The following is an 18998-nucleotide window of genomic DNA, read 5'->3' on the forward strand; positions in this document are numbered from 1 at the left end:
CTGTAACGGTCCTGAAGGGGCGATACAGAGAGGAGATGAGCCAGATGGGAAAACAACCCTTCCTTTTGTGGACGAACCTCGTCCCTTAGGAATTGATAACCGTTCTTTTTGACTTTCCTCGTAGTCACACCGTGTTGAAGAACTTTGCTGTTCTGCGGATAGTCAGGATCGATGACGATGAGCCATCCCTTCAACAGATGAATACAGCCGTAGAACAGCAGCAAGGGCTTAATGGACAGGGGTGTCTTCGCGGCCGATTCATAAAACAAGCGTGCTTGTTTCCATGTGTATAGAAAACGCGTGCTTTGTTGAAAAGCGAGTCGCTCAGCCTGCGAGATACCTTTGCTGTGATAGTGTTTGTATAAAAAAGCGCGTGCCGCCGGTTCTGTTTCCAGCAAGCGCAAAGAGGACCAGGCATCCATTTCCATCACCTTTCTAACATTCGTGTATGAGAGCGCTTTCTTGTTATTTTTTTTGATTTATCTGGATAATTGCTTAGATAACCGAACATTAAAAGGTTACCTTGACAGTAAATTAAGCCGTTTGTTACACTTGCATAAAACATTTTGGCGAAAGGAGCTCATACCTGTGCGGGAAGACAAATTCGTAAAAGAGGGCTTAACGTTTGATGACGTTCTCCTTGTTCCAGGAAAATCAGAAATTTTGCCTCGTGATGTAGATACATCGACAAGATTGAGCGAAAAGGTCGTCTTGAACATTCCGCTGATCAGCGCGGGAATGGACACGGTAACGGAGTCTGCACTAGCGATTGCAATGGCCAGACAAGGCGGAATCGGGATTATCCATAAAAACATGACAATCGAGCAGCAAGCCAGTGAGGTTGACCGGGTAAAACGCTCTGAAAGCGGAGTCATCACCAACCCGTTTTCCCTCAGTTCGGAGCACACCGTCGCAGACGCGGACGCGTTGATGGGCAAGTACCGCATCTCCGGGGTTCCTATTGTCGACAGCCAAAATCATCTGGTCGGAATTCTTACCAACCGCGACCTTCGTTTCGTTCATGACTTTTCGATTCCGATTAAAGATGTAATGACGAAGGAAAATCTGGTGACAGCTCCAGTAGGGACTACCCTGCAGCAGGCTGAAGCCATTTTGCAAAAATACAAGATCGAGAAGCTCCCGTTGGTGGACGAGCATAATGTGCTAAAGGGCCTGATCACCATCAAGGACATCGAAAAAGCGATTCAGTACCCAAATGCAGCCAAAGACCAGCAGGGACGTCTGCTGTGCGGCGCGGCTGTAGGTGTATCCGCCGATACTTTCGAACGCGCAGAAGCATTGGTGAAGGCGGGCGTTGACGTTCTGGTCGTGGATACAGCGCACGGACACCACATCAACGTCAGCAACGCAGTGAAAAAACTGAGACAAGCATACCCGGATCTCACCATCGTAGCCGGTAACGTAGCGACTGGCGAAGCCACTCGCGATTTGATCGAAGCCGGTGCGTCTGTCGTAAAAGTAGGGATCGGACCCGGATCAATCTGTACGACGCGCGTTGTGGCGGGGATTGGGGTACCGCAAATTACAGCCATTTACGACTGCGCCCGCGTAGCCAGGGAATACAATATTCCAATTATTGCCGATGGCGGGATTAAATACTCCGGTGATTTGCCAAAAGCAATCGGTGCAGGCGCATCAGCGATCATGATCGGCAGCCTGTTTGCCGGAACAGAAGAAAGCCCGGGCGAATTCGAGATCTTCCAAGGCCGCCGCTTCAAGGTATACCGCGGCATGGGCTCCATCGGTGCGATGAAAGCCGGCAGCAAGGATCGCTACTTCCAGGAAAACGCGCAAAAGCTCGTTCCTGAGGGTATCGAAGGCCGCGTACCTTACAAAGGACCATTGGCCGATGTCGTCTATCAACTGATCGGTGGCCTCCGCGCAGGTATGGGCTACTGTGGTACGAAAAACATTCAGGAGCTCATCGACAATTCCCGGTTCATCCGGATTACCGGAGCTGGTTTGCGCGAGAGTCATCCGCACGATGTTCAAATTACGAAAGAAGCGCCAAACTACTCTATTTCGTAGGACTATCGAATCAAAAACCCCTTTCCGTTTGCGAAAGGGGTTTTTTTCTAGCCATTCCTACCGGGAAACTAGTGGAAACAAGCTTCAAGTGGGGTTGCTTTCTATGGTACACTTACAAATGTGTGTCCGTGCCTTTAGTGGCCAAGACCGACAGAAGTGGGAGGGTGAGAGATTCAAATGAAACCGAGAACATGGACGAAGCGATTGACGGGTCTGTTCCTTTCTGTCGCTGTTTTTATCACTGCGTGGGGTTCCATGACAGCAAATGCAGGAGCTGCCCCGCAGGCTGACTTGCAGTTGGCTGCCAGCTCGGCAATATTGGTAGAGGTATCAACAGGAAAAGTACTTTACAGCAGTAATCCAGACCAACCGTTGCCACCAGCGAGCATGAGTAAAATGATGACAGAATATCTCGTGCATGAAGCGGTGAAACAAAAGAAAATTAACTGGGACGATAAAGTTCCGGTCAGTGAATACGCGTTTTATATTGCCAAAATGCCAGATTCTTCGGGCGTCTATCTAAATATGGGGGAATCCCATACCGTTAAAGAATTGTACAAGGCAATGGCCGTCGTATCTGCCAATGATGCGACTGTACTTCTGGCGGAAAGAATAGCAGGCAGTGAACCAAACTTTGTCGCGATGATGAACAAGAAAGCCCAGGAACTTGGGATGAAGAACACGAAGTTTGTTACATCGACCGGGCTGCCTGCCAATGAGCTTGGCCCTTACTCCGTAAAAACCGACCAAACAGAAAACTTAATGTCTGCACGTGATTCGGCCATTCTGGCTCGCGCTCTGATCCGCGACTTCCCGGAAGCGCTGGAAATTTCTAAAATTCCTCGTCTTACCTTCCGGGCAGGTATGCCAAATGAGATGAAAAAGCCAAACTACAATTGGATGCTGCCGGGACTAAACCAATATTATGAAGGTGTAGACGGTTTGAAAACAGGTCACACAGATGCTGCGAGATATTGTTTTACCGGTACTGCTGTTCGTGGAGACATGCGATTAATCAGCGTGATCATGGGAGCAGGAAGTGAGACCAAGCGTTTTGTCGAAACGAAAAAACTGCTTGATTACGGCTTCAGCAACTTCAAGCTAACCAAACAACTCGACAAAGGCGTGCCAATCAAGGGGTATGAAACCGCTCCTGTGAAAAACGGCGTGGAGCTGACTGTGCCGGCAGTTACAAGCAATGCGGTAATGACTCTGACAAAAATCGGGTCAGAGAGCAAATTCACCCCAACCGTCACGTTCCAGGAGCTCACTGCTCCATTGAAAAAAGATCAGGTAATCGGAAAGGTAGCCTTTGTAGAAGAGGGAACAAAAGAAACCGACTACCTGCAGCCAGAGGACATGGCCAAGGCTGGAGTCGACCTCGTAGCTGGACAAGAAGTCGAGGAAGGCAGCTGGATCCGCCTGTTCTTCCGCAGCATCATCCAGTTCTTTAGCAATATTTTCAGCAGCTTAACCGGCAAATAAGGTTGTACCCAAAATCAAACTTGGATTACAATGGTGAATATTAAGACAGCCATTACAATGTGATGCAGGCATTACAAGACAATTGGGTAGGGGGCTTAGAAATGGTACAAGTAGGAACTTCCCGCGTTAAAAGAGGTATGGCGGAAATGCAAAAAGGCGGCGTCATCATGGACGTTGTCAATGCGGAACAGGCAAAAATTGCAGAAGCAGCCGGCGCTGTTGCCGTTATGGCACTGGAGCGCGTACCGTCTGATATTCGTGCAGCAGGCGGGGTAGCCCGGATGGCTGATCTGGGTATCGTGGAAGAAGTATTGAATGCTGTATCGATTCCGGTTATGGCAAAAGCTCGGATCGGACATTTCGTCGAAGCTCGCGTTCTCGAATCCATGGGTGTTGACTACCTCGACGAGAGCGAAGTCCTGACTCCTGCTGATGACATGTACCATATCAATAAAAAAGAATTCACTGTCCCGTTTGTCTGTGGCGCACGCGACCTCGGCGAAGCTCTTCGCCGCATCGGTGAAGGCGCGTCCATGATCCGTACCAAAGGTGAACCAGGTACAGGAAACATCGTGGAAGCTGTTCGTCACATGCGCACCATGCAGTCGCAAATTCGCAAAGTGCAAAGCATGTCCTACGATGAATTGATGGCAGAAGCGAAAAACCTCGGTGCTCCTTACGATCTGCTGGAATACGTACACAAAAACGGCAAGCTGCCAGTGGTCAACTTCGCAGCAGGCGGTGTAGCGACCCCTTCCGATGCGGCTCTGATGATGCAGCTCGGCGCTGATGGCGTATTCGTAGGTTCCGGTATTTTCAAATCGGAAAATCCGGAGAAATTTGCTCGCGCGATCGTAGAAGCAACCACACACTACACTGACTATGAACTGATTGCCCGCGTCTCCAAAGGACTGGGTACAGCTATGCCGGGTCTGGAAATCTCCAAGCTGCGTGAAGCAGACCGCATGCAAGAGCGCGGATGGTAAGGTGACCGATCATGAAAATTGGCGTTCTTTCCTTGCAGGGAGCTGTCGCTGAGCATATCCGCATGCTGGAGGCAGCAGGTGCGACGGCAGTTGCAGTTAAAAAGGTGGACGAGCTTGAAGATCTGGACGGATTGGTCATTCCCGGCGGAGAGAGCACGACCATCAGCAAGCTGATGCATAAATACGGTTTTATCGAAGCGCTGCGCGAGTTTGGCCAAGCAAGAAAACCGATATTCGGTACATGTGCGGGAGCGATTTTGCTCGCCAAACGCATAAACGGCCAAGACGACTGCCATCTCGGATTGATGGATATCAAGGTGGAGCGCAATGCCTTTGGCCGCCAAAAGGAAAGCTTTGAGGTCGAGCTTCCGGTCGCAGGAGTAGCGGCGGATTATCCAGCCGTTTTCATCCGCGCGCCGTATATCATGGAAGTAGGCGAAGCCGGTCAGGTACTTGCCAAGTATGAAGAAAAGATCGTGGCTGCTCGGCAAGGACATTATTTGGCGGCAGCATTCCATCCGGAGTTGACGGAGGATGCACGGCTGCATCAATACTTCGTCGACATGGTGAAGGAATACCGCGGCTGATTGTCCGTAAAAGATGCATGTCCAAAACCGGTACCGATAATGGTGCCGGTTTTTTTCACGATCTTTACACAGGTATAGAACCTGTAGTACAGTTAACAATAGAAGATAACAAACAAGGAACGCGATGAAGAGACTAGTACTTTGCAAGCGCTTGGCCCAGAGAGTCGGTGGCAGGTGAAAACCGACCCAGTCTGCAAGGGAATCCATCTCTGAGTGGCAAAGGATCAACTTTGCCCGGCACCGCCCCGTTACGGCGGATTCAAGCGGGTATATGCCGGGAAACGGAAGCAGGCATATATCAACAAGGGTGGCAACGCGGGTTACCAACACTCGTCCCTTACCATAGGGGACGGGTGTTTTTTCATTGCGTGCAAGAAGAATCAACGATGTTGGAGGGGTATCTATGTTAGATGTAAAAGTGTTGCGCAACGATTTAGACGGAGTAAGACGCCGTTTGGCGGATCGCAATGAGGATATTTCTGCACTGGATCAGTTTGCCGAGGTGGATGAAAAGCGCCGCCAGTTGATCCAGGAAGCGGAAGGCTTGAAGAACAAACGAAATACCGTATCCGAACAGGTAGCGGTATTGAAGCGCAACAAAGAGAACGCTGACCATCTGATCGCAGAGATGAAGGAAGTAAGCGACCGAATCAAGGTGCTGGACGAAGAACTGCGCCAGCTCGATGAACAGCTTGAGCAAATTCTGCTGAGCTTGCCCAACCTTCCTCATGAGAGCGTTCCGGTAGGCACGTCGGAGGATGACAACGTCGTTGCCTGGACGTGGGGCGAGCCAAGAAAGTTTTCTTTTGAGCCCAAACCGCACTGGGAGCTTGGTCAAGAACTGGGCATCATCGACTTCGAAACAGCGGCAAAGGTGACCGGCAGCCGATTTGTTTTCTACAAAGGACTGGGTGCCCGTCTGGAGCGCGCGCTGATGAACTTTATGCTCGATCTGCATACGACGGAGCACGGCTATGAAGAGCTTCTGCCGCCGTATATCGTGAACCGGACAAGCATGACGGGAACAGGTCAATTGCCAAAATTCGAGGAAGACGCATTTAAGCTGGAAGGACCAGATTACTTCCTGATCCCGACAGCAGAGGTGCCGGTAACCAACATGCACCGCGACGAGATCATGGATGGTGCAGAGCTGCCTCGCTACTATGCGGCATACAGCGCTTGTTTCCGTTCGGAAGCGGGATCGGCAGGCCGCGATACGCGCGGACTGATTCGCCAGCATCAATTCAACAAGGTCGAGATGGTGAAGTTCGTCAAGCCGGAAGATTCCTATGAGGAACTGGAAAAGCTGGTGAAAAATGCGGAGAAGATCCTGCAGCTGCTCGGTCTGCCTTACCGTGTCATGAGCATGTGCACCGGCGACCTCGGGTTTACAGCGGCGAAAAAGTACGACCTGGAAGTGTGGATTCCGAGCTACAATACGTACCGGGAGATCTCGTCCTGTTCCAACTTTGAGGATTTCCAGGCGCGTCGGGCCAACATTCGTTTCCGCCGCGACAGCAAATCGAAGCCGGAGTTCGTGCACACATTGAATGGATCGGGACTGGCGATTGGCCGGACAGTTGCCGCGCTGATGGAGAACTATCAGCAGGAGGACGGCACCATCCTGATTCCGGAAGTGCTTCGTCCATATATGGGTGGTCTGGAGAAAATCGCTCCCAAATAATGCAGATCAAAATGATTTCTGGCTATCTAGAAAAGCAGTTTTCTGTTCTAATACAGAAAGCTGCTTTTTTGTCTGCAAAAACAAAGAGTTAAATGAGTGGCGGAATTTTTAGAAAATGTGTTGCACAACAGAAATGACTGTTATATAATAACTTCAAACATTACGAATATTGTATTAATACAGTTGATGGGAGGAGTTAACGATGAATTGTTATCGTTGTGAAGGAAACGGTGAGCAGAATTGTCCCCAGTGCGGCGGCGCCGGGCGCGATGATCACGGGTCAGCATGCCATCACTGCCATGGTGACGGATGTATCTCCTGCAGTCATTGCAGTGGAAGCGGGCTATTGGATTAAAGCCATTTTTTTTGAACCTACTGTACTATAATACACAAAGATTAATTTACCTGTATTATAACGTTTCCTGCACAAGGAGAGGAGGAGATCATATTGACTGCGATTCAAACCAATCAGTACCCGGCAGATGTTTTGATTACAGGCGAAATGCCGCCGCAGTACGCCGATATACTTACGCCGGAAGCGATCTCGTTTCTGATCAAGCTGGAGAGCGCCTTTGGCGGCAGGAGGAGTGAGCTCTTGGAGCTGCGCAGAAAGAAGCAGGAGTTCATCGACTCAGGGCAGCTTCCCGATTTTTTGCCTGAAACAGCCCATATTCGCAACGGCGATTGGAAAGTGAACGATTTGCCGACCGATCTCCAGGACCGGAGAGTGGAGATTACCGGTCCTGCCGGAGACCGAAAAATGGTCATCAATGCGTGCAATTCCGGAGCTCGGGTATTCATGGCTGATTTTGAAGACGCCAATTCTCCCACATGGGCCAATACGATCGAAGGCCAGATCAACATGCGGGATGCCGTAAGGAGAACGATTTCCTATACCAGCCCTGAGGGAAAACAGTACGCCCTCAAGGAGAAAACAGCCGTACTGATTGTAAGGCCGCGCGGTTGGCATTTGGATGAAAAGCACATAAGGCTTCACGGAAACCCGATGTCCGGCAGCTTGTTCGATTTTGGCCTTTATTTCTTCCATAATGCCCGGATATTGCTCGATTCGGGAAGCGGCCCCTATTTTTATCTGCCCAAGCTGGAAAATCATCTGGAAGCGAGGCTCTGGAACGACGTCTTTTGCTTTGCCCAGGATGAGTTGGGCATACCGCGAGGCACTATCAAGGCAACGGTTTTGATCGAGACGATTTTGGCCGCTTTTGAAATGGAAGAAATCCTGTACGAGCTGAGAGAACACAGTGCAGGGCTAAACTGCGGCCGCTGGGATTACATCTTCAGCTACATCAAAAAGCTGCGGAACCGGCCCGATGTGATTGTGCCTGACCGGTCAACGGTGACTATGACGGTGCCCTTTATGCGGGCGTACACGACACTGGCGGTCAAGACCTGCCACAGGCGGGGAGCACCATGCATCGGCGGGATGGCCGCACAAATTCCGGTAAAAAACGACCCGGCAAAAAACGAGGAAGCGCTGGCAAAAGTGAAAGCAGACAAAGAGCGGGAGGCGTACGACGGACACGATGGAAGCTGGGTGGCCCACCCCGGACTGGTTCCGGTGGCGATGGAAGTCTTTAATCGCCTGATGCCGGAAGCAAACCAGATCTGGTATAAGCGCGAGGACGTCCATGTAACTGCCGCTGACCTGCTGGCCGTACCGGAAGGCCAGATCACCGAAGAAGGAGTCCGCACCAACATCAGGGTAGGGATTCAGTACATCGAGGCATGGCTTCGCGGCTATGGCGCCGTGCCGATCAACAACCTGATGGAAGACGCCGCAACAGCGGAAATTTCCCGCGCTCAGGTGTGGCAATGGATCAAGCACCGCCGGGGTGTTTTGCCGGATGGCCGCAAGATTACGACTGCTTTGGTCACCCAGTGGCTGAGCGAAGAGCTGCAAACCTTGAAACAGCAAATCGGCCAGGAACGGTACGAAACCGGCAAATACAAGCTGGCAGGGGAATTGTTCCTCCAGCTGGTGACGGCCGACGAGTTTTCCGAGTTTTTGACCGTTCCAGGCTATGCCTATCTTGATTAAAAAAAGGGAGTGGGAGAAATGAACAAACAAGAGGCTATTCGACAATTAGAGGAAAGCTGGAAGACAGACCGGTTTAAAGGGGTGCAGCGTCCGTATACGGCGGAAGATGTAGTCAGACTGCGGGGCTCGGTCCAAATCGAGCATACGCTTGCCCGGATCGGGGCAGAGCGGCTGTGGCAGTTGCTCAACACGGAGCATCACATCAAGGCGCTTGGCGCTTTGACCGGGAATCAGGCGATCCAGCAAGTAAAAGCGGGATTGAAAGCCATCTATCTAAGCGGCTGGCAAGTAGCCGCCGACGCCAATCTGGCCGGACAGATGTACCCGGACCAGAGCCTGTACCCGGCAAACAGTGTCCCGCAGGTGGTCAAACGGATCAATCAGGCACTGCAGCGGGCAGATCAGATCCAACAGTCCGAAGGGACGGGCGACACCTATTGGTTTGCACCCATCGTGGCAGATGCGGAAGCCGGCTTTGGCGGACCGCTCAACGTCTTTGAGCTGATGAAAGGCATGATCGAAGCGGGAGCATCGGGTGTACACTTTGAGGATCAGCTCGCATCAGAGAAAAAATGCGGCCATATGGGCGGCAAGGTATTGATCCCGACACAGGCGGCCATTCGCAACCTGGTAGCGGCCCGTTTCGCGGCAGATGTCATGGGTGTGCCGACTGTGATCGTAGCCCGGACCGATGCAAACGGAGCGTTTTTGATCACAAGTGACATCGACGACAGCGACAAGCCGTTTTTGACCGGGGAGCGGACACCAGAGGGCTTCTTCCGAATGAGAGGCGGACTCGATGCCGCGATCGCCCGCGGACTCAGCTATGCTCCATACGCCGATTTGATCTGGTGCGAAACGTCTGAGCCGAACCTCGAGGAAGCACGCCGTTTTGCCGAAGCGATTCACGCCAAATACCCTGGCAAATTGCTGGCTTACAACTGCTCGCCGTCCTTCAACTGGAAGAAGAAGCTGGATGAAGCAGACATCGCCCGTTTCCAAAACGAGCTGGGCGATATGGGCTACAAGTTCCAGTTTGTCACGCTGGCCGGCTTCCACGCCCTCAACTACAGCATGTTTGAACTGGCACGGGGCTATCGCGACCGCGGCATGGCTGCTTACTCTGAGCTGCAGCAAGCGGAGTTTGCGAGCGAGGCGTACGGCTACACGGCTACGCGCCACCAGCGGGAGGTAGGCACCGGGTATTTTGATGAGGTCGCGCAGGTAATTGCAGGAGGCACATCGTCGACGACGGCATTGACTGGTTCTACTGAGGAAGAGCAGTTTACTCACCATTAAGGTGTTTAATTAAAATAAATAAAAAGGGAAAGGACCAGGGATAAGCTCTCTGGTCCTTCGTTTGCAAAATGCGCGAAATCGCCCTATAATAGAAGGAGTGTAAACGAATATGTCCCCGTAGCTCAGCAGGATAGAGCGTCAGTTTCCTAAACTGTAGGTCGGAGGTTCGAATCCTCTCGGGGACGCCATTGGAAAAGTAGAAATGGCGCGGGTCTTAGTCGGATGGCTAACCGCGCCATTCTTCTGTAAGTGCCTGTTTGCAAACATTTTACAAACTTTTATTAAACTAAAGTGCATGTTGGTACATTACAACTGAACGGCTGAACCCGAAAGGATGTAATTTGTAGAAGATACCGGAACAACTGATAAAATACAAGTATCCCTGTCTACGGAAGACAAACATAACCGGTAATTTAAGCCCTCCTACGGATGTAATAGTCTATGATTATTCTTCATTATGATATCTCCAGTTGGTTGTTTAGCTTTACTGTCAACATTAGATACCTTGGACCGATTCTTTCAACTTAAATATTGGTATAACCGAAAACTTTGGTGTGATTGATTGGATACTTAGAAAGGAACTGTCCACCCGATGTAAAGACTAGTTGCGAAAGCCAAATATATGGATCGGTTTTATAATCGTCGGAGAAATGATACCACCCTCGAACGCTATTGGAAATTTAAAAGATGTAAAGTGACTTAGATGTAGAGCGGTTATGTAAATTAATTCGTAAAGAGAGCGAAAAAAAAGGTGAAGTGACTGTATTGGTCACTTCACCCATATATTTATTAATCAATTTCTCGGAAGTAGTCGTAAAGACCAGCGACAATTGCGAATGCCGCTCGCTCAACTTCCTCATCATCATCGTACCAGGATTGGTTGATCTTTCCGGTTTCAATTAATGCTTTTGCTCCAGCAACCTTAGTATCCCTCAATATTGCAAGGTCAGCCTCACCATACCCTGTATTACCCATAAAGGTTGCGTATTTTCTTGCAAGATTTTCAGCCAAAATCTTGGAAGCTTTTCCTTTCTCGGGATAAAGGACACCAACTCGGCTAATCAACCGCTCAGTATTTACATGAATACTAAGCAATACGTCAATACCCTTACCGGAGTACCTTTCATTAATGTATTTTACCCGCTTGTTGATATCGTCATCTAAATTTTTACCACCAAAGTCCTTATCACGAGTACGAGTCATGTAGACGGTTGCCCCTTCTTCTTCAAGCAGGTTTTCGAGAGCTTTACTAATCTTCAGAGTACAATCTTTTTCTTGTCGACCTTTATATGTCTTACCAGAAAATTCGCCGCCATGTCCTGGGTCGATAAGAATCTTTTTTCCACTCAAATCCATTTGAACTCCACCTTTATAAATGAGATAAAGTAATCTGGCCAGAAATTACTTTTCGTATATATAAAGTGAAGTTTCTAGTGATTTTACAACCCGGGATGAGTGTTTTATTTTTTTCTTATACTCTGGTAGTAATCCTCAATTTTCTTTTCAAACGTTTCCACCTTGCTAAAATCAATATTTTCTAACTTTGCTTTACCTCCCTCAAGATCACTTTTATCATAGTATGTTGTTTCTATAGTATCTTTCCATTCTTGGAGCAAATCCCCAATTCTGGTGGAATTCTGAGATAGGTAAATACCTTGTTGGTTATTTTGCACCTCGCTAAGCAAAGAGAAGACCTGTCTAAACTTATATGCTACGTTGTGAAGAGAGTCATTCCCCAAAATGCTATCAATGCTCATGGAATATCCATATATCTCAACTAGTTTCTCATCAATTTTCTTAAATGTTTGACTGTTCACATTCTCTGATCTGAGCATATCCTCAACTTCTTGGGAAGAAGTCAGTAATAGGAACAAATTGTGACCTACTGTAGATTCCAACTTTAACTCTAGATGCCTTTTGTCGTGGTGAAGGCTAAAAATATAAACGAATAAAACGAGGATTATTGCCCCCACTGTAAGCGCCATCTTTCTTATGATAATCAACTCCTTAAAAATGGATTTTTAACGTGGGTTAATCTACATGATGACCATGCAAGAGTGATTATATATTTTTTTCGATTGCCACATCAACTGAGATTTGAACTATTTACCAAAAATTGTTACTGCTAAACGGGTGTATTTTATGAGTTTAAGAGATTCCAGACTGGAGAGGTTATCAGAAAGAAGATAAGCCCTTCTCCATAAGAGGGGCCTTTCTGTGCAAACATTGCAAACCCAATTGCAAACCAACTTTACGGAATGAAAGGGAAGTTATCGGATTGAAACCGAGTCAAAATTTAACTGTAGCAAGGGTTTTGATAGACTCTCAGGTACTCATCGGCATAGTCCGGAATGGACGGTGTATAATTCCTAAACTGTAGGTCGGAGGTTCGAATCCTCTCGGGGACGCCATTGGAAAACCGCATTGTGCGCGGTTTTTTTATTTTACAATCGTGTTTTCCCACGAGACTATGAGTCACTTTGGATTATGTTGAAACCATCTTGACCTACTTTTGAAACAGAACTGAGAAGCCTTTTTCCCAAACCCATGATAATCTTGTACTGTAAGCAAAATATGGAAATCCACCCGGAATCAATCCGAGTGGCTTTTTTGTTTTCTTACCATCCGATATCTGGCTTTCTCGCTTATACGATTCAATGGGATGGTGATGCTTTCAAAGGTGACTTTATTTGTTAAATACTGAGCGTAAAAAGTAACTGTAAGCTTATCAACGATTGAGAGTCTTTTTACGTTAAATGTAAAACATTCCTGTTTTTATGCACATCTAAATTGAGAGTTGTAGAGGAATGGGTGAGGTATAGGTAGCAATTCTGGACCTGTTGGACGTAGATCCATCCAAGATAAGCGCTTCTTTTAATTTCATAGCCGAATTGAATGAAGGAGATGACATTGAAGATCAGGAAAACTGGTAAAAGGCAAACCCGAACCTTGGCCTTACGCTAAAGCCGGAAACTCTGAATGAGGAATGGGAGTCACGCAAGCACATTCCAAAAGAGCGGTCAGACTGCATCACAAAGAGGTTCAACATCTTTGTCAAACCTGATGCAGGAATCCATCCTTTCATTATATAAACCATAAATTTAAGTCGAGCTGAATAAATTGGTTGAAAATATCGAAATATGTACAATAATCAAGAACGAAAGTGCCTGTTAATGATGGGAATAGATTGATTCATCATGGAAAGCCTCAACTTCCCACTAAAAAGGAGGCTTTGAATTTTGGAAATCAATTTATTAAGGGATAATGCAATCCGAAACAATAAAGTCATCAAATTATTTTTGGAAATACCTGAGAACAAAAGTTTATATGATCAAGTAATTGAATCAAAACATAATGAGAATGCACTGAAAGAACTCAATAAACGCTTTGTTGACTTTTACTTGGAGATCAGACTTGTAAAATACATTTCGACCATAATTCATAACTCTGTAATCGAGTTGGATTTACGAAGTAGTAAAAAAGAAAAATCCCTATTGCCATATGATGAGACGATACACGACAAGCATTTCTCTACTACGAACACAGCCCAAGACACAATTCTCGACAATAAAATACCTATCGAATGTTTCAAATCACTTACTAAAAAAGAAAAAAACATCATCTATTTTATTTTTTATAAGGAGCTAAAAGAAGCAGAGATCGCACGGTACTTAAACATCTCTCAACAGGCAGTTTCAAAAACAAAGCGGAGGGCACTACAAAAGATCAGAGAAGAACTGAAGAAGGAGGAACAACGATGAAATTACTTCAATTGGTAAGTCGAGCAAAGGAACGTGACGATGAAGCGATGATGGTGATAATTCAAATGTTCGAACCAAAAATCAGGAAATCTCTGAGCGGAATAAATTACGATGTGAGAGAGGATTACAGACAAGAAGTGTGTATAAGGATCATTAGAGGGGTTAGAAAATACAACCTTGAAAAAAAACCAGATCTTATAGATTACATCAATGGGTTAAAAAATAGACGGATAGAAAAGGCTTAATAAAAAATCTCTGTTAAACAAAATCCGCCGTTGAAGTGCACCCCTTAGAATGGACATTGGATTAAACCCCTGGTAAATCCGATGAAATTTAAGGGGTGCATTTTTTATGGTGAAAAAGGGGCAAACGTTTAGAAGTTATTCTCACGAATTAAAGGTGGAAGCCATACGACTGCATATCGAAGAAGGATGGACATACCGTCGAATCATGGAGCATCTGGGGATTCCGGACCGCCACCGGCTTAAAGTATGGATGAAAAAATATAAACAGTTAGGCGAATTTGGGTTGATGGATCAACGAGGTAGACGTGAAGAATATGTTGATCAAGATCGATATGTTAAAAAGCTAAAACGAGAGAACTCGATGCTAAAAAAGTGTTTGAAAATCTGGATGCGGGAGGTGCAGCCCATAAGTATGAGGCGATCAAGCAAGTAGCTGGTGAGTATACGACTAGTGAACTTTGCAAGCTGTTTGGAGTCTCAAGAAGTGGATACTATGCATACTTGAAACGGCAACAAGCGGACCGGGACAAGCCCGTGAAAGACCTCATCAAAGTAGTTTATAAGAAGTATGATGGTAAATATGGGTATCGACAAACCCAGCTGTTTCTCTTACGAGATCACGGGGTATGGGTCAACCATAAGAAGGTACTACGTCTGATGCAAGAAATGAAGCTCCGTTCTCGAATACGCCGCAAATATCGAGGTCACTATGCTTCAACCGAAGGTGGACGAGTCGCTGAGAATGTGATGCAGCGGAATTTCAAAGCGGATGCACCTAATCGAAAATGGGTAACCGATGTCACACAGTATCGTGTCGCGGATACGTGGCTCTACCTGTCTGCTATTAAGGATTTGTTTAATAATGAGATTGTGGCTTACCACATTGGAGTTCGCAACGACAATCAGTTGGTCCTACGGACCTTTGAGAAAGCCTTTAAAAAGACGAAAGACGTGACTGGACTGATCGTTCACAGCGATCAGGGATTCCAGTACACGTCCTACGCTTACCACGACATGTTGCCGAAGGTTGGCGCCCAAATCAGCATGTCTCGGAGAGGCAACTGTTATGATAATGCCTCGATGGAGAGCTTCTTCTCGCATCTCAAAACGGAAGGGCTCTACCCTTATGATATCCGAAGTGTGGATGAGGCACAAAGGCGAATTGAGGAATATATTCAATTCTACAACCAAAGTCGACCACAACGAAAATTAAAAAGGCTGACGCCTGTTGAATTCAGACGTCAGCTGTCGGTCTAACGGTCGGGTTTTTTCTTACTGTCCACTAAATGGGGTCTTGACCATTATACGCTGGGGTGTTTTTGATACAAAAACGGAATACCTCGATGAAAGTTAATTGATAAGGTATTTACAAGATGAATATTAACTGCTTCTGCGATCACACCCTCAGAAAATAATTTTCATTCTCTACATAATCGTAGTAGGAGATGGTAAGGGTGACGAGAGATGAATGTAAGAAACTGTTGCAACGTATTGCTTGGAATCTGAATTACAGAGAAAGAAAACGTCTCAAAAAAGAGTGTCCTATTTTAGACGACTTTGGTAATCGGCAAAGTGCTTTCGATAATGTGGGAGACTCGTTTTTTGTCGATGAATTGTTGCAACAGCTTTCAAATGAAAAAGAGCGATACATCATTCGAAAAATCGTCTTAGAGGGATTTACAGGTAAAGAGATTGGTAGAGAACTTAACATGGGTGAGAGAGGAGTGATTCAATGCAAGAATCGCGGTCTAAAGAAGTTGAGGCAATATCTAACCACTCATTTAGCAGAATGATAGAACGAGCAAAATGTGGAGATAATGATGCGCTAACGATGCTTTTACTGAAGATGGAGCCAGAGATCCAACATTTAGCTGGTTTCCTGAAAATGTCGAAGGAAGATGGCATTCAAGAAATAAAAACGAAGTTTATCGAAAAGTTGAGGGGTTGAACAGATGTACTTTTTGGGGGAGTCAGAACAATCTTCAGCTTGATATGATATAAACCTCCAAAGTTACTTTGTGAAATACCCGTCATTTTTTTATGAAAGTTGTTCCGTTCTATCCCCAAAATTTTCCTAGATAGGTGAAAGCGACGATGCCCAGTTAAAACGTCGTTTATCACCAACAAAAGGGGAAATGAAGAATGGCTTATCAAGTGGCAGTTCGTGTAACAGCATTTATTCCAGAGGAATGGATTGAATTTATGCGAACCAGTAAAGTAAGAATTCTCTATAACGGGAATAATCGGTATTTCAAATATGATACACTAAACGATAAACATGCATATAAGTTGTGCTCACATGTACAGGTGGATTTTACCAATAAGAGAGTTTATCATTATCCTGGCGTAGGACCTACAATCGAGCGGACCGTCGATATTGAAACTGGTAAACCAATTCGCCCAGATATTACTGGTCAAGCATCTGATTCAGGGGTGAAATGTACTTTTTGGCAATTTAGTCCTAATGGTGAGCATGTAGACATCCTCTTAGAGGCAGCTGTAAATATTCCGACGTTTAATCCTTCACCGGATATTGACTGGAAATACAATATTCGGGTATATAGAGATGGAAAAGTAACTGTACAAGGAACACATGATGCTTATCCGGCTCATGAAATTTGGAAAAAGGTTGATAATGAAAGGCCACTACCTCTCCACACGTACGACCCAAGAAGTACTGGAGAAACCGTCTATACAGGTCTACTGAAATTCAATCAGAAAGTTAGTGTTATACGGGGTTAAAAAAAGGGATTTCACAAAAGGGTAATTCCAAAAGACAAAATCCAGAAAAGAGAACGAAAACCATCTCGTTTCACGGCCTGAAGTGGACGAGATGGTTTTATTTATCGCTTAATTACCCTGAAAGTGTGTAGGGGACAACCTCTTTTATTCTGTAAGTGTTTTTTTTGATAAAAACAACCCGATAGAAAAAGCAATGGCTGTCGCCGCAAAAAAAGAATAAAGTAATATAAACAATTCGGATTGGAAATACTGTGAATTTAAGTAAATGAAACCGAAACCACCCAAAAAGGGGACAAATGTAGATGGGATGATTCCAAACAGTATTAAGGTTATTCCCATTAATATTATTGAACGAATCTGAAACAACCGAAATAAAGACATAATAAAAAAATACGCTGGAAGAACAGTGAAAATGAAGAATAAGTTTATCCCTGTGAATAGTAAGTCGTATTCGCTCCCCTCTGGGATAGAGAGTAGGTTATACGTAGCCTTAAAAGCTAAAATACCAGTAATGTAACTGGCAACAACAATCAGTGTGTAAATTAAAAATCTCTTCATATAAAAATCAACCTCCTTTGTTAACTTCTTACAACAACACATTACCTAATAAGACGGATTTTATTGGCAAAGGTTTCAAGTGTATATCATTTAGGAAAGTTTGGTACCCTTTATAAATGTCTCAGCCCTACCCTTGAGAAGAGCTCTTTTTCTGCAAACATTGCAAACCAAATTGTTACGGAATTCAAAGGGTTACAGAGAAGTCGAAGGTTTTTATGAGTGGAAGATCACGGACCGTGGGAAACAACCGATGAGGATCACCATACGAAACGGGGAACCATACGCCTTCGCTGGTTTGTTCGACACCTGGACACGCCCAGAAGGTCAGAAAAATATGTACCTGACTGTATTAAGGAAATAATTGAATCAGCGTGAAAAAGCCCTTCTCTGTTGAAAAGGGCTTCTACACATTTTTCTACTATGGCTTCTACTATAGAAGATACAAACTAACGAGGCAGAATGGAGGGGATAAGGAGAGAACCTTGATTTTACAACGTTTTTTGAGAAAAGATAACCGCCGACAGACAAGACAAGACGCACCGCGTAAAATTCCTAAACTGTAGGTCGGAGGTTCGAATCCTCTCGGGGACGCCATTGGAAAAGTAGAAATGGCGCGGGTTTCAGCTGGATAGCTACCCGCGCCATTCTTTTGTTAATGTCTGTTTGCAAACATTTTGCAAACGTCGAAATTTCGGGCGCTTATTGAATACTTTTAAACTAATAATATTTTTCCGGTCCGTTTATTGCTTTCAGCAAACTGCACTGCTTCTTTTACGCAATGCAAAGCAAATCTTTCGGTAGGTGCTGTGAAATTAAGTTGACCATTTTGTACAAGTTCGATGACCTTCTCAAAAGTGTCGTGCCATCTAGACAAGGAAATTTGTTGAATCCAGTGTCGCAACAAGAATAATTGTGGATGAACGCTAAGTTCTTTTGAAATTCTCGCCCAATCTACTTGAGTCCCGGATAAAAGACCCAAAGCCAAGAAAGTCCCCCCGGGACGTGTTGACCGAGCCAACTCAAAACCATCTAAACCACCGATCGAATCAATAGAGGCATCAGCGCCTTGTCCATTTGTAACACTCATCGTTGCATCGTAAATAGACATTCTTGAGCTATCGATTACATACCACGCTCCAAGATTAAGCAACTCCTCTGCATATCGTGTATGACGGATGATCGCGATAACTCTGAACCCAAATAGAGAGGATAATTGAATGAATAGACGGCCAATTGATGAGTTAGCGGCATTGACTAGCAAAACCTGATCAGAAGTAATCTTTAACGTCTCCGTGCAAATAACCCACGCAGTTATTGGATTTATGTACAAGCGGCTGGCTGCATCATCGTTGATTTGGTCAGGAACCTCAATCGCTAAAACCGCTCTTGATATGACGTAATCTTGCCATGTCCCCGCACCTCGTAAGGGCAGAACACGTTTCCCTATTATGTTTATGGCAGGATAAAAGTGCAGAGAATTGCGGCGGAAAACTGCAGAGTTCCACCGCAATTCTGAGGCCATGAAAAAGGCACTTGCCAACAT

At 45.9% G+C, this 18998-nt stretch carries 20 protein-coding genes, 1 tRNA gene and 1 other annotated feature (1 of these 22 running past the window's edge); of the genes, 16 read left to right on the forward strand and 5 right to left on the reverse strand.

The genetic code is table 11. The features are described 5' to 3' along the window. Window positions 1–422 carry the 5' portion of a YaaC family protein gene (locus tag NST96_RS00090; protein WP_031933539.1) on the reverse strand. It extends 577 nt beyond the left edge of the window, so only the first 422 of its 999 coding nucleotides appear in the window; it begins with the start codon at window positions 420–422; the stop codon falls past the left edge of the window. Window positions 423–588: 166 nt separating this feature from the next. On the opposite strand from NST96_RS00090, the gene guaB reads away from it, so the two are divergent. The 9 genes from guaB (at window position 589) to NST96_RS00135 (ending at window position 10337) form a co-directional block, all read left to right on the forward strand. Continuing rightward, window positions 589–2049, forward strand: a complete 1461-nt coding sequence (gene guaB / locus NST96_RS00095) for an IMP dehydrogenase (protein WP_003392661.1) — start codon at window positions 589–591, stop codon at window positions 2047–2049. A 255-nt stretch (window positions 2050–2304) separates the two neighbouring features. Then, window positions 2305–3534 (forward strand): D-alanyl-D-alanine carboxypeptidase family protein, encoded by a 1230-nt coding sequence (locus tag NST96_RS00100; RefSeq protein WP_311067903.1) that lies wholly within the window; start codon window positions 2305–2307, stop codon window positions 3532–3534. Between the two features lie 101 nt (window positions 3535–3635). Beyond that, window positions 3636–4520, forward strand: coding sequence for a pyridoxal 5'-phosphate synthase lyase subunit PdxS (gene pdxS, locus NST96_RS00105; protein ID WP_003392664.1), 885 nt, complete (start codon window positions 3636–3638; stop codon window positions 4518–4520). 8 nt (window positions 4521–4528) lie between these two features. Beyond that, window positions 4529–5107, forward strand: coding sequence for a pyridoxal 5'-phosphate synthase glutaminase subunit PdxT (gene pdxT, locus NST96_RS00110; protein ID WP_171505955.1), 579 nt, complete (start codon window positions 4529–4531; stop codon window positions 5105–5107). Between the two features lie 115 nt (window positions 5108–5222). Beyond that, window positions 5223–5448: a binding site (T-box leader), on the forward strand. Between the two features lie 62 nt (window positions 5449–5510). Continuing rightward, window positions 5511–6791 (forward strand): serine--tRNA ligase, encoded by a 1281-nt coding sequence (gene serS, locus NST96_RS00115; protein WP_003392668.1) that lies wholly within the window; start codon window positions 5511–5513, stop codon window positions 6789–6791. Window positions 6792–7021: 230 nt separating this feature from the next. Further along, window positions 7022–7177 carry a hypothetical protein gene (locus tag NST96_RS00120; protein WP_172920533.1) on the forward strand — a complete coding sequence of 52 codons (156 nt, stop codon included), beginning with the start codon at window positions 7022–7024 and terminating at the stop codon, window positions 7175–7177. A gap of 62 nt (window positions 7178–7239) precedes the next feature. Beyond that, the gene (gene aceB / locus NST96_RS00125) at window positions 7240–8850 is read left to right on the forward strand and encodes a malate synthase A (RefSeq protein WP_031933540.1); all 1611 of its coding nucleotides are present in this window, start codon (window positions 7240–7242) and stop codon (window positions 8848–8850) included. Between the two features lie 18 nt (window positions 8851–8868). After that, on the forward strand, window positions 8869–10149 hold the full coding sequence (gene aceA / locus NST96_RS00130) for an isocitrate lyase (protein ID WP_003392671.1): 1281 nt from the start codon (window positions 8869–8871) through the stop codon (window positions 10147–10149). Between the two features lie 111 nt (window positions 10150–10260). Continuing rightward, window positions 10261–10337, forward strand: a tRNA-Arg gene (locus NST96_RS00135). Between the two features lie 601 nt (window positions 10338–10938). Here the strand turns inward: NST96_RS00135 and NST96_RS00140 are convergent. Next, window positions 10939–11505: an N-acetylmuramoyl-L-alanine amidase gene (locus NST96_RS00140; RefSeq protein ID WP_051925676.1), complete on the reverse strand. Its 567-nt coding sequence runs from the start codon at window positions 11503–11505 to the stop codon at window positions 10939–10941. A gap of 104 nt (window positions 11506–11609) precedes the next feature. Then, window positions 11610–12122: a hypothetical protein gene (locus NST96_RS00145; protein WP_152562278.1), complete on the reverse strand. Its 513-nt coding sequence runs from the start codon at window positions 12120–12122 to the stop codon at window positions 11610–11612. Between the two features lie 1266 nt (window positions 12123–13388). Here NST96_RS00145 and NST96_RS00150 point away from each other — a divergent pair. The 6 genes from NST96_RS00150 (at window position 13389) to NST96_RS00175 (ending at window position 16897) form a co-directional block, all read left to right on the forward strand. Further along, window positions 13389–13910, forward strand: coding sequence for a sigma-70 family RNA polymerase sigma factor (locus tag NST96_RS00150; protein ID WP_031933610.1), 522 nt, complete (start codon window positions 13389–13391; stop codon window positions 13908–13910). Further along, on the forward strand, window positions 13907–14155 hold the full coding sequence (locus NST96_RS00155; protein WP_031933611.1) for a helix-turn-helix domain-containing protein: 249 nt from the start codon (window positions 13907–13909) through the stop codon (window positions 14153–14155). Before NST96_RS00150 ends, NST96_RS00155 begins: the two co-directional genes overlap by 4 nt. 106 nt (window positions 14156–14261) lie before the next feature. Beyond that, complete coding sequence (locus NST96_RS00160; RefSeq protein ID WP_024985204.1) at window positions 14262–14588, forward strand: helix-turn-helix domain-containing protein; 327 nt, start codon at window positions 14262–14264, stop codon at window positions 14586–14588. Further along, a complete protein-coding gene (locus tag NST96_RS00165) occupies window positions 14528–15412 on the forward strand; it encodes an IS3 family transposase (protein ID WP_155808033.1) in 885 nt (294 codons plus the stop codon). Before NST96_RS00160 ends, NST96_RS00165 begins: the two co-directional genes overlap by 61 nt. Window positions 15413–15609: 197 nt before the next feature. After that, window positions 15610–15948 carry a sigma factor-like helix-turn-helix DNA-binding protein gene (locus NST96_RS00170; protein ID WP_170208409.1) on the forward strand — a complete coding sequence of 113 codons (339 nt, stop codon included), beginning with the start codon at window positions 15610–15612 and terminating at the stop codon, window positions 15946–15948. A 349-nt stretch (window positions 15949–16297) separates the two neighbouring features. Beyond that, window positions 16298–16897: a DUF3238 domain-containing protein gene (locus NST96_RS00175; RefSeq protein WP_122957704.1), complete on the forward strand. Its 600-nt coding sequence runs from the start codon at window positions 16298–16300 to the stop codon at window positions 16895–16897. Window positions 16898–17041: 144 nt separating this feature from the next. Here NST96_RS00175 and NST96_RS00180 read toward each other — a convergent pair whose 3' ends face one another. Further along, on the reverse strand, window positions 17042–17455 hold the full coding sequence (locus NST96_RS00180; RefSeq protein ID WP_122957705.1) for a hypothetical protein: 414 nt from the start codon (window positions 17453–17455) through the stop codon (window positions 17042–17044). Between the two features lie 172 nt (window positions 17456–17627). On the opposite strand from NST96_RS00180, the gene NST96_RS00185 reads away from it, so the two are divergent. Beyond that, entirely contained in the window at window positions 17628–17816 is a 189-nt protein-coding gene (locus NST96_RS00185) for an SOS response-associated peptidase family protein (RefSeq protein ID WP_228006915.1), read from the forward strand. A gap of 351 nt (window positions 17817–18167) precedes the next feature. Here the strand turns inward: NST96_RS00185 and NST96_RS00190 are convergent, their stop codons facing one another. Then, a complete protein-coding gene (locus NST96_RS00190) occupies window positions 18168–18998 on the reverse strand; it encodes a zinc-dependent alcohol dehydrogenase family protein (RefSeq protein ID WP_342405143.1) in 831 nt (276 codons plus the stop codon).

This window comes from Brevibacillus sp. FSL K6-2834, from assembly GCF_038592925.1.
Classification (GTDB): domain Bacteria; phylum Bacillota; class Bacilli; order Brevibacillales; family Brevibacillaceae; genus Brevibacillus; species Brevibacillus borstelensis.

Excerpts from the sequence above, each read along its gene's own strand:
- NST96_RS00100 (WP_311067903.1), top strand. The coding sequence starts at position 2,305 with ATGACAGCAAATGCAGGAGCTGCCCCGCAGGCTGACTTGCAGTTGGCT.
- pdxS (WP_003392664.1), top strand. The coding sequence starts at position 3,636 with ATGGTACAAGTAGGAACTTCCCGCGTTAAAAGAGGTATGGCGGAAATG.
- serS (WP_003392668.1), top strand. The coding sequence starts at position 5,511 with ATGTTAGATGTAAAAGTGTTGCGCAACGATTTAGACGGAGTAAGACGC.
- aceA (WP_003392671.1), top strand. The coding sequence starts at position 8,869 with ATGAACAAACAAGAGGCTATTCGACAATTAGAGGAAAGCTGGAAGACA.
- NST96_RS00140 (WP_051925676.1), bottom strand. The coding sequence starts at position 11,505 with ATGGATTTGAGTGGAAAAAAGATTCTTATCGACCCAGGACATGGCGGC.
- NST96_RS00155 (WP_031933611.1), top strand. The coding sequence starts at position 13,907 with ATGAAATTACTTCAATTGGTAAGTCGAGCAAAGGAACGTGACGATGAA.
- NST96_RS00160 (WP_024985204.1), top strand. The coding sequence starts at position 14,262 with ATGGTGAAAAAGGGGCAAACGTTTAGAAGTTATTCTCACGAATTAAAG.
- NST96_RS00175 (WP_122957704.1), top strand. The coding sequence starts at position 16,298 with ATGGCTTATCAAGTGGCAGTTCGTGTAACAGCATTTATTCCAGAGGAA.
- NST96_RS00180 (WP_122957705.1), bottom strand. The coding sequence starts at position 17,455 with ATGAAGAGATTTTTAATTTACACACTGATTGTTGTTGCCAGTTACATT.
- NST96_RS00190 (WP_342405143.1), bottom strand. The coding sequence starts at position 18,998 with ATGTTGGCAAGTGCCTTTTTCATGGCCTCAGAATTGCGGTGGAACTCT.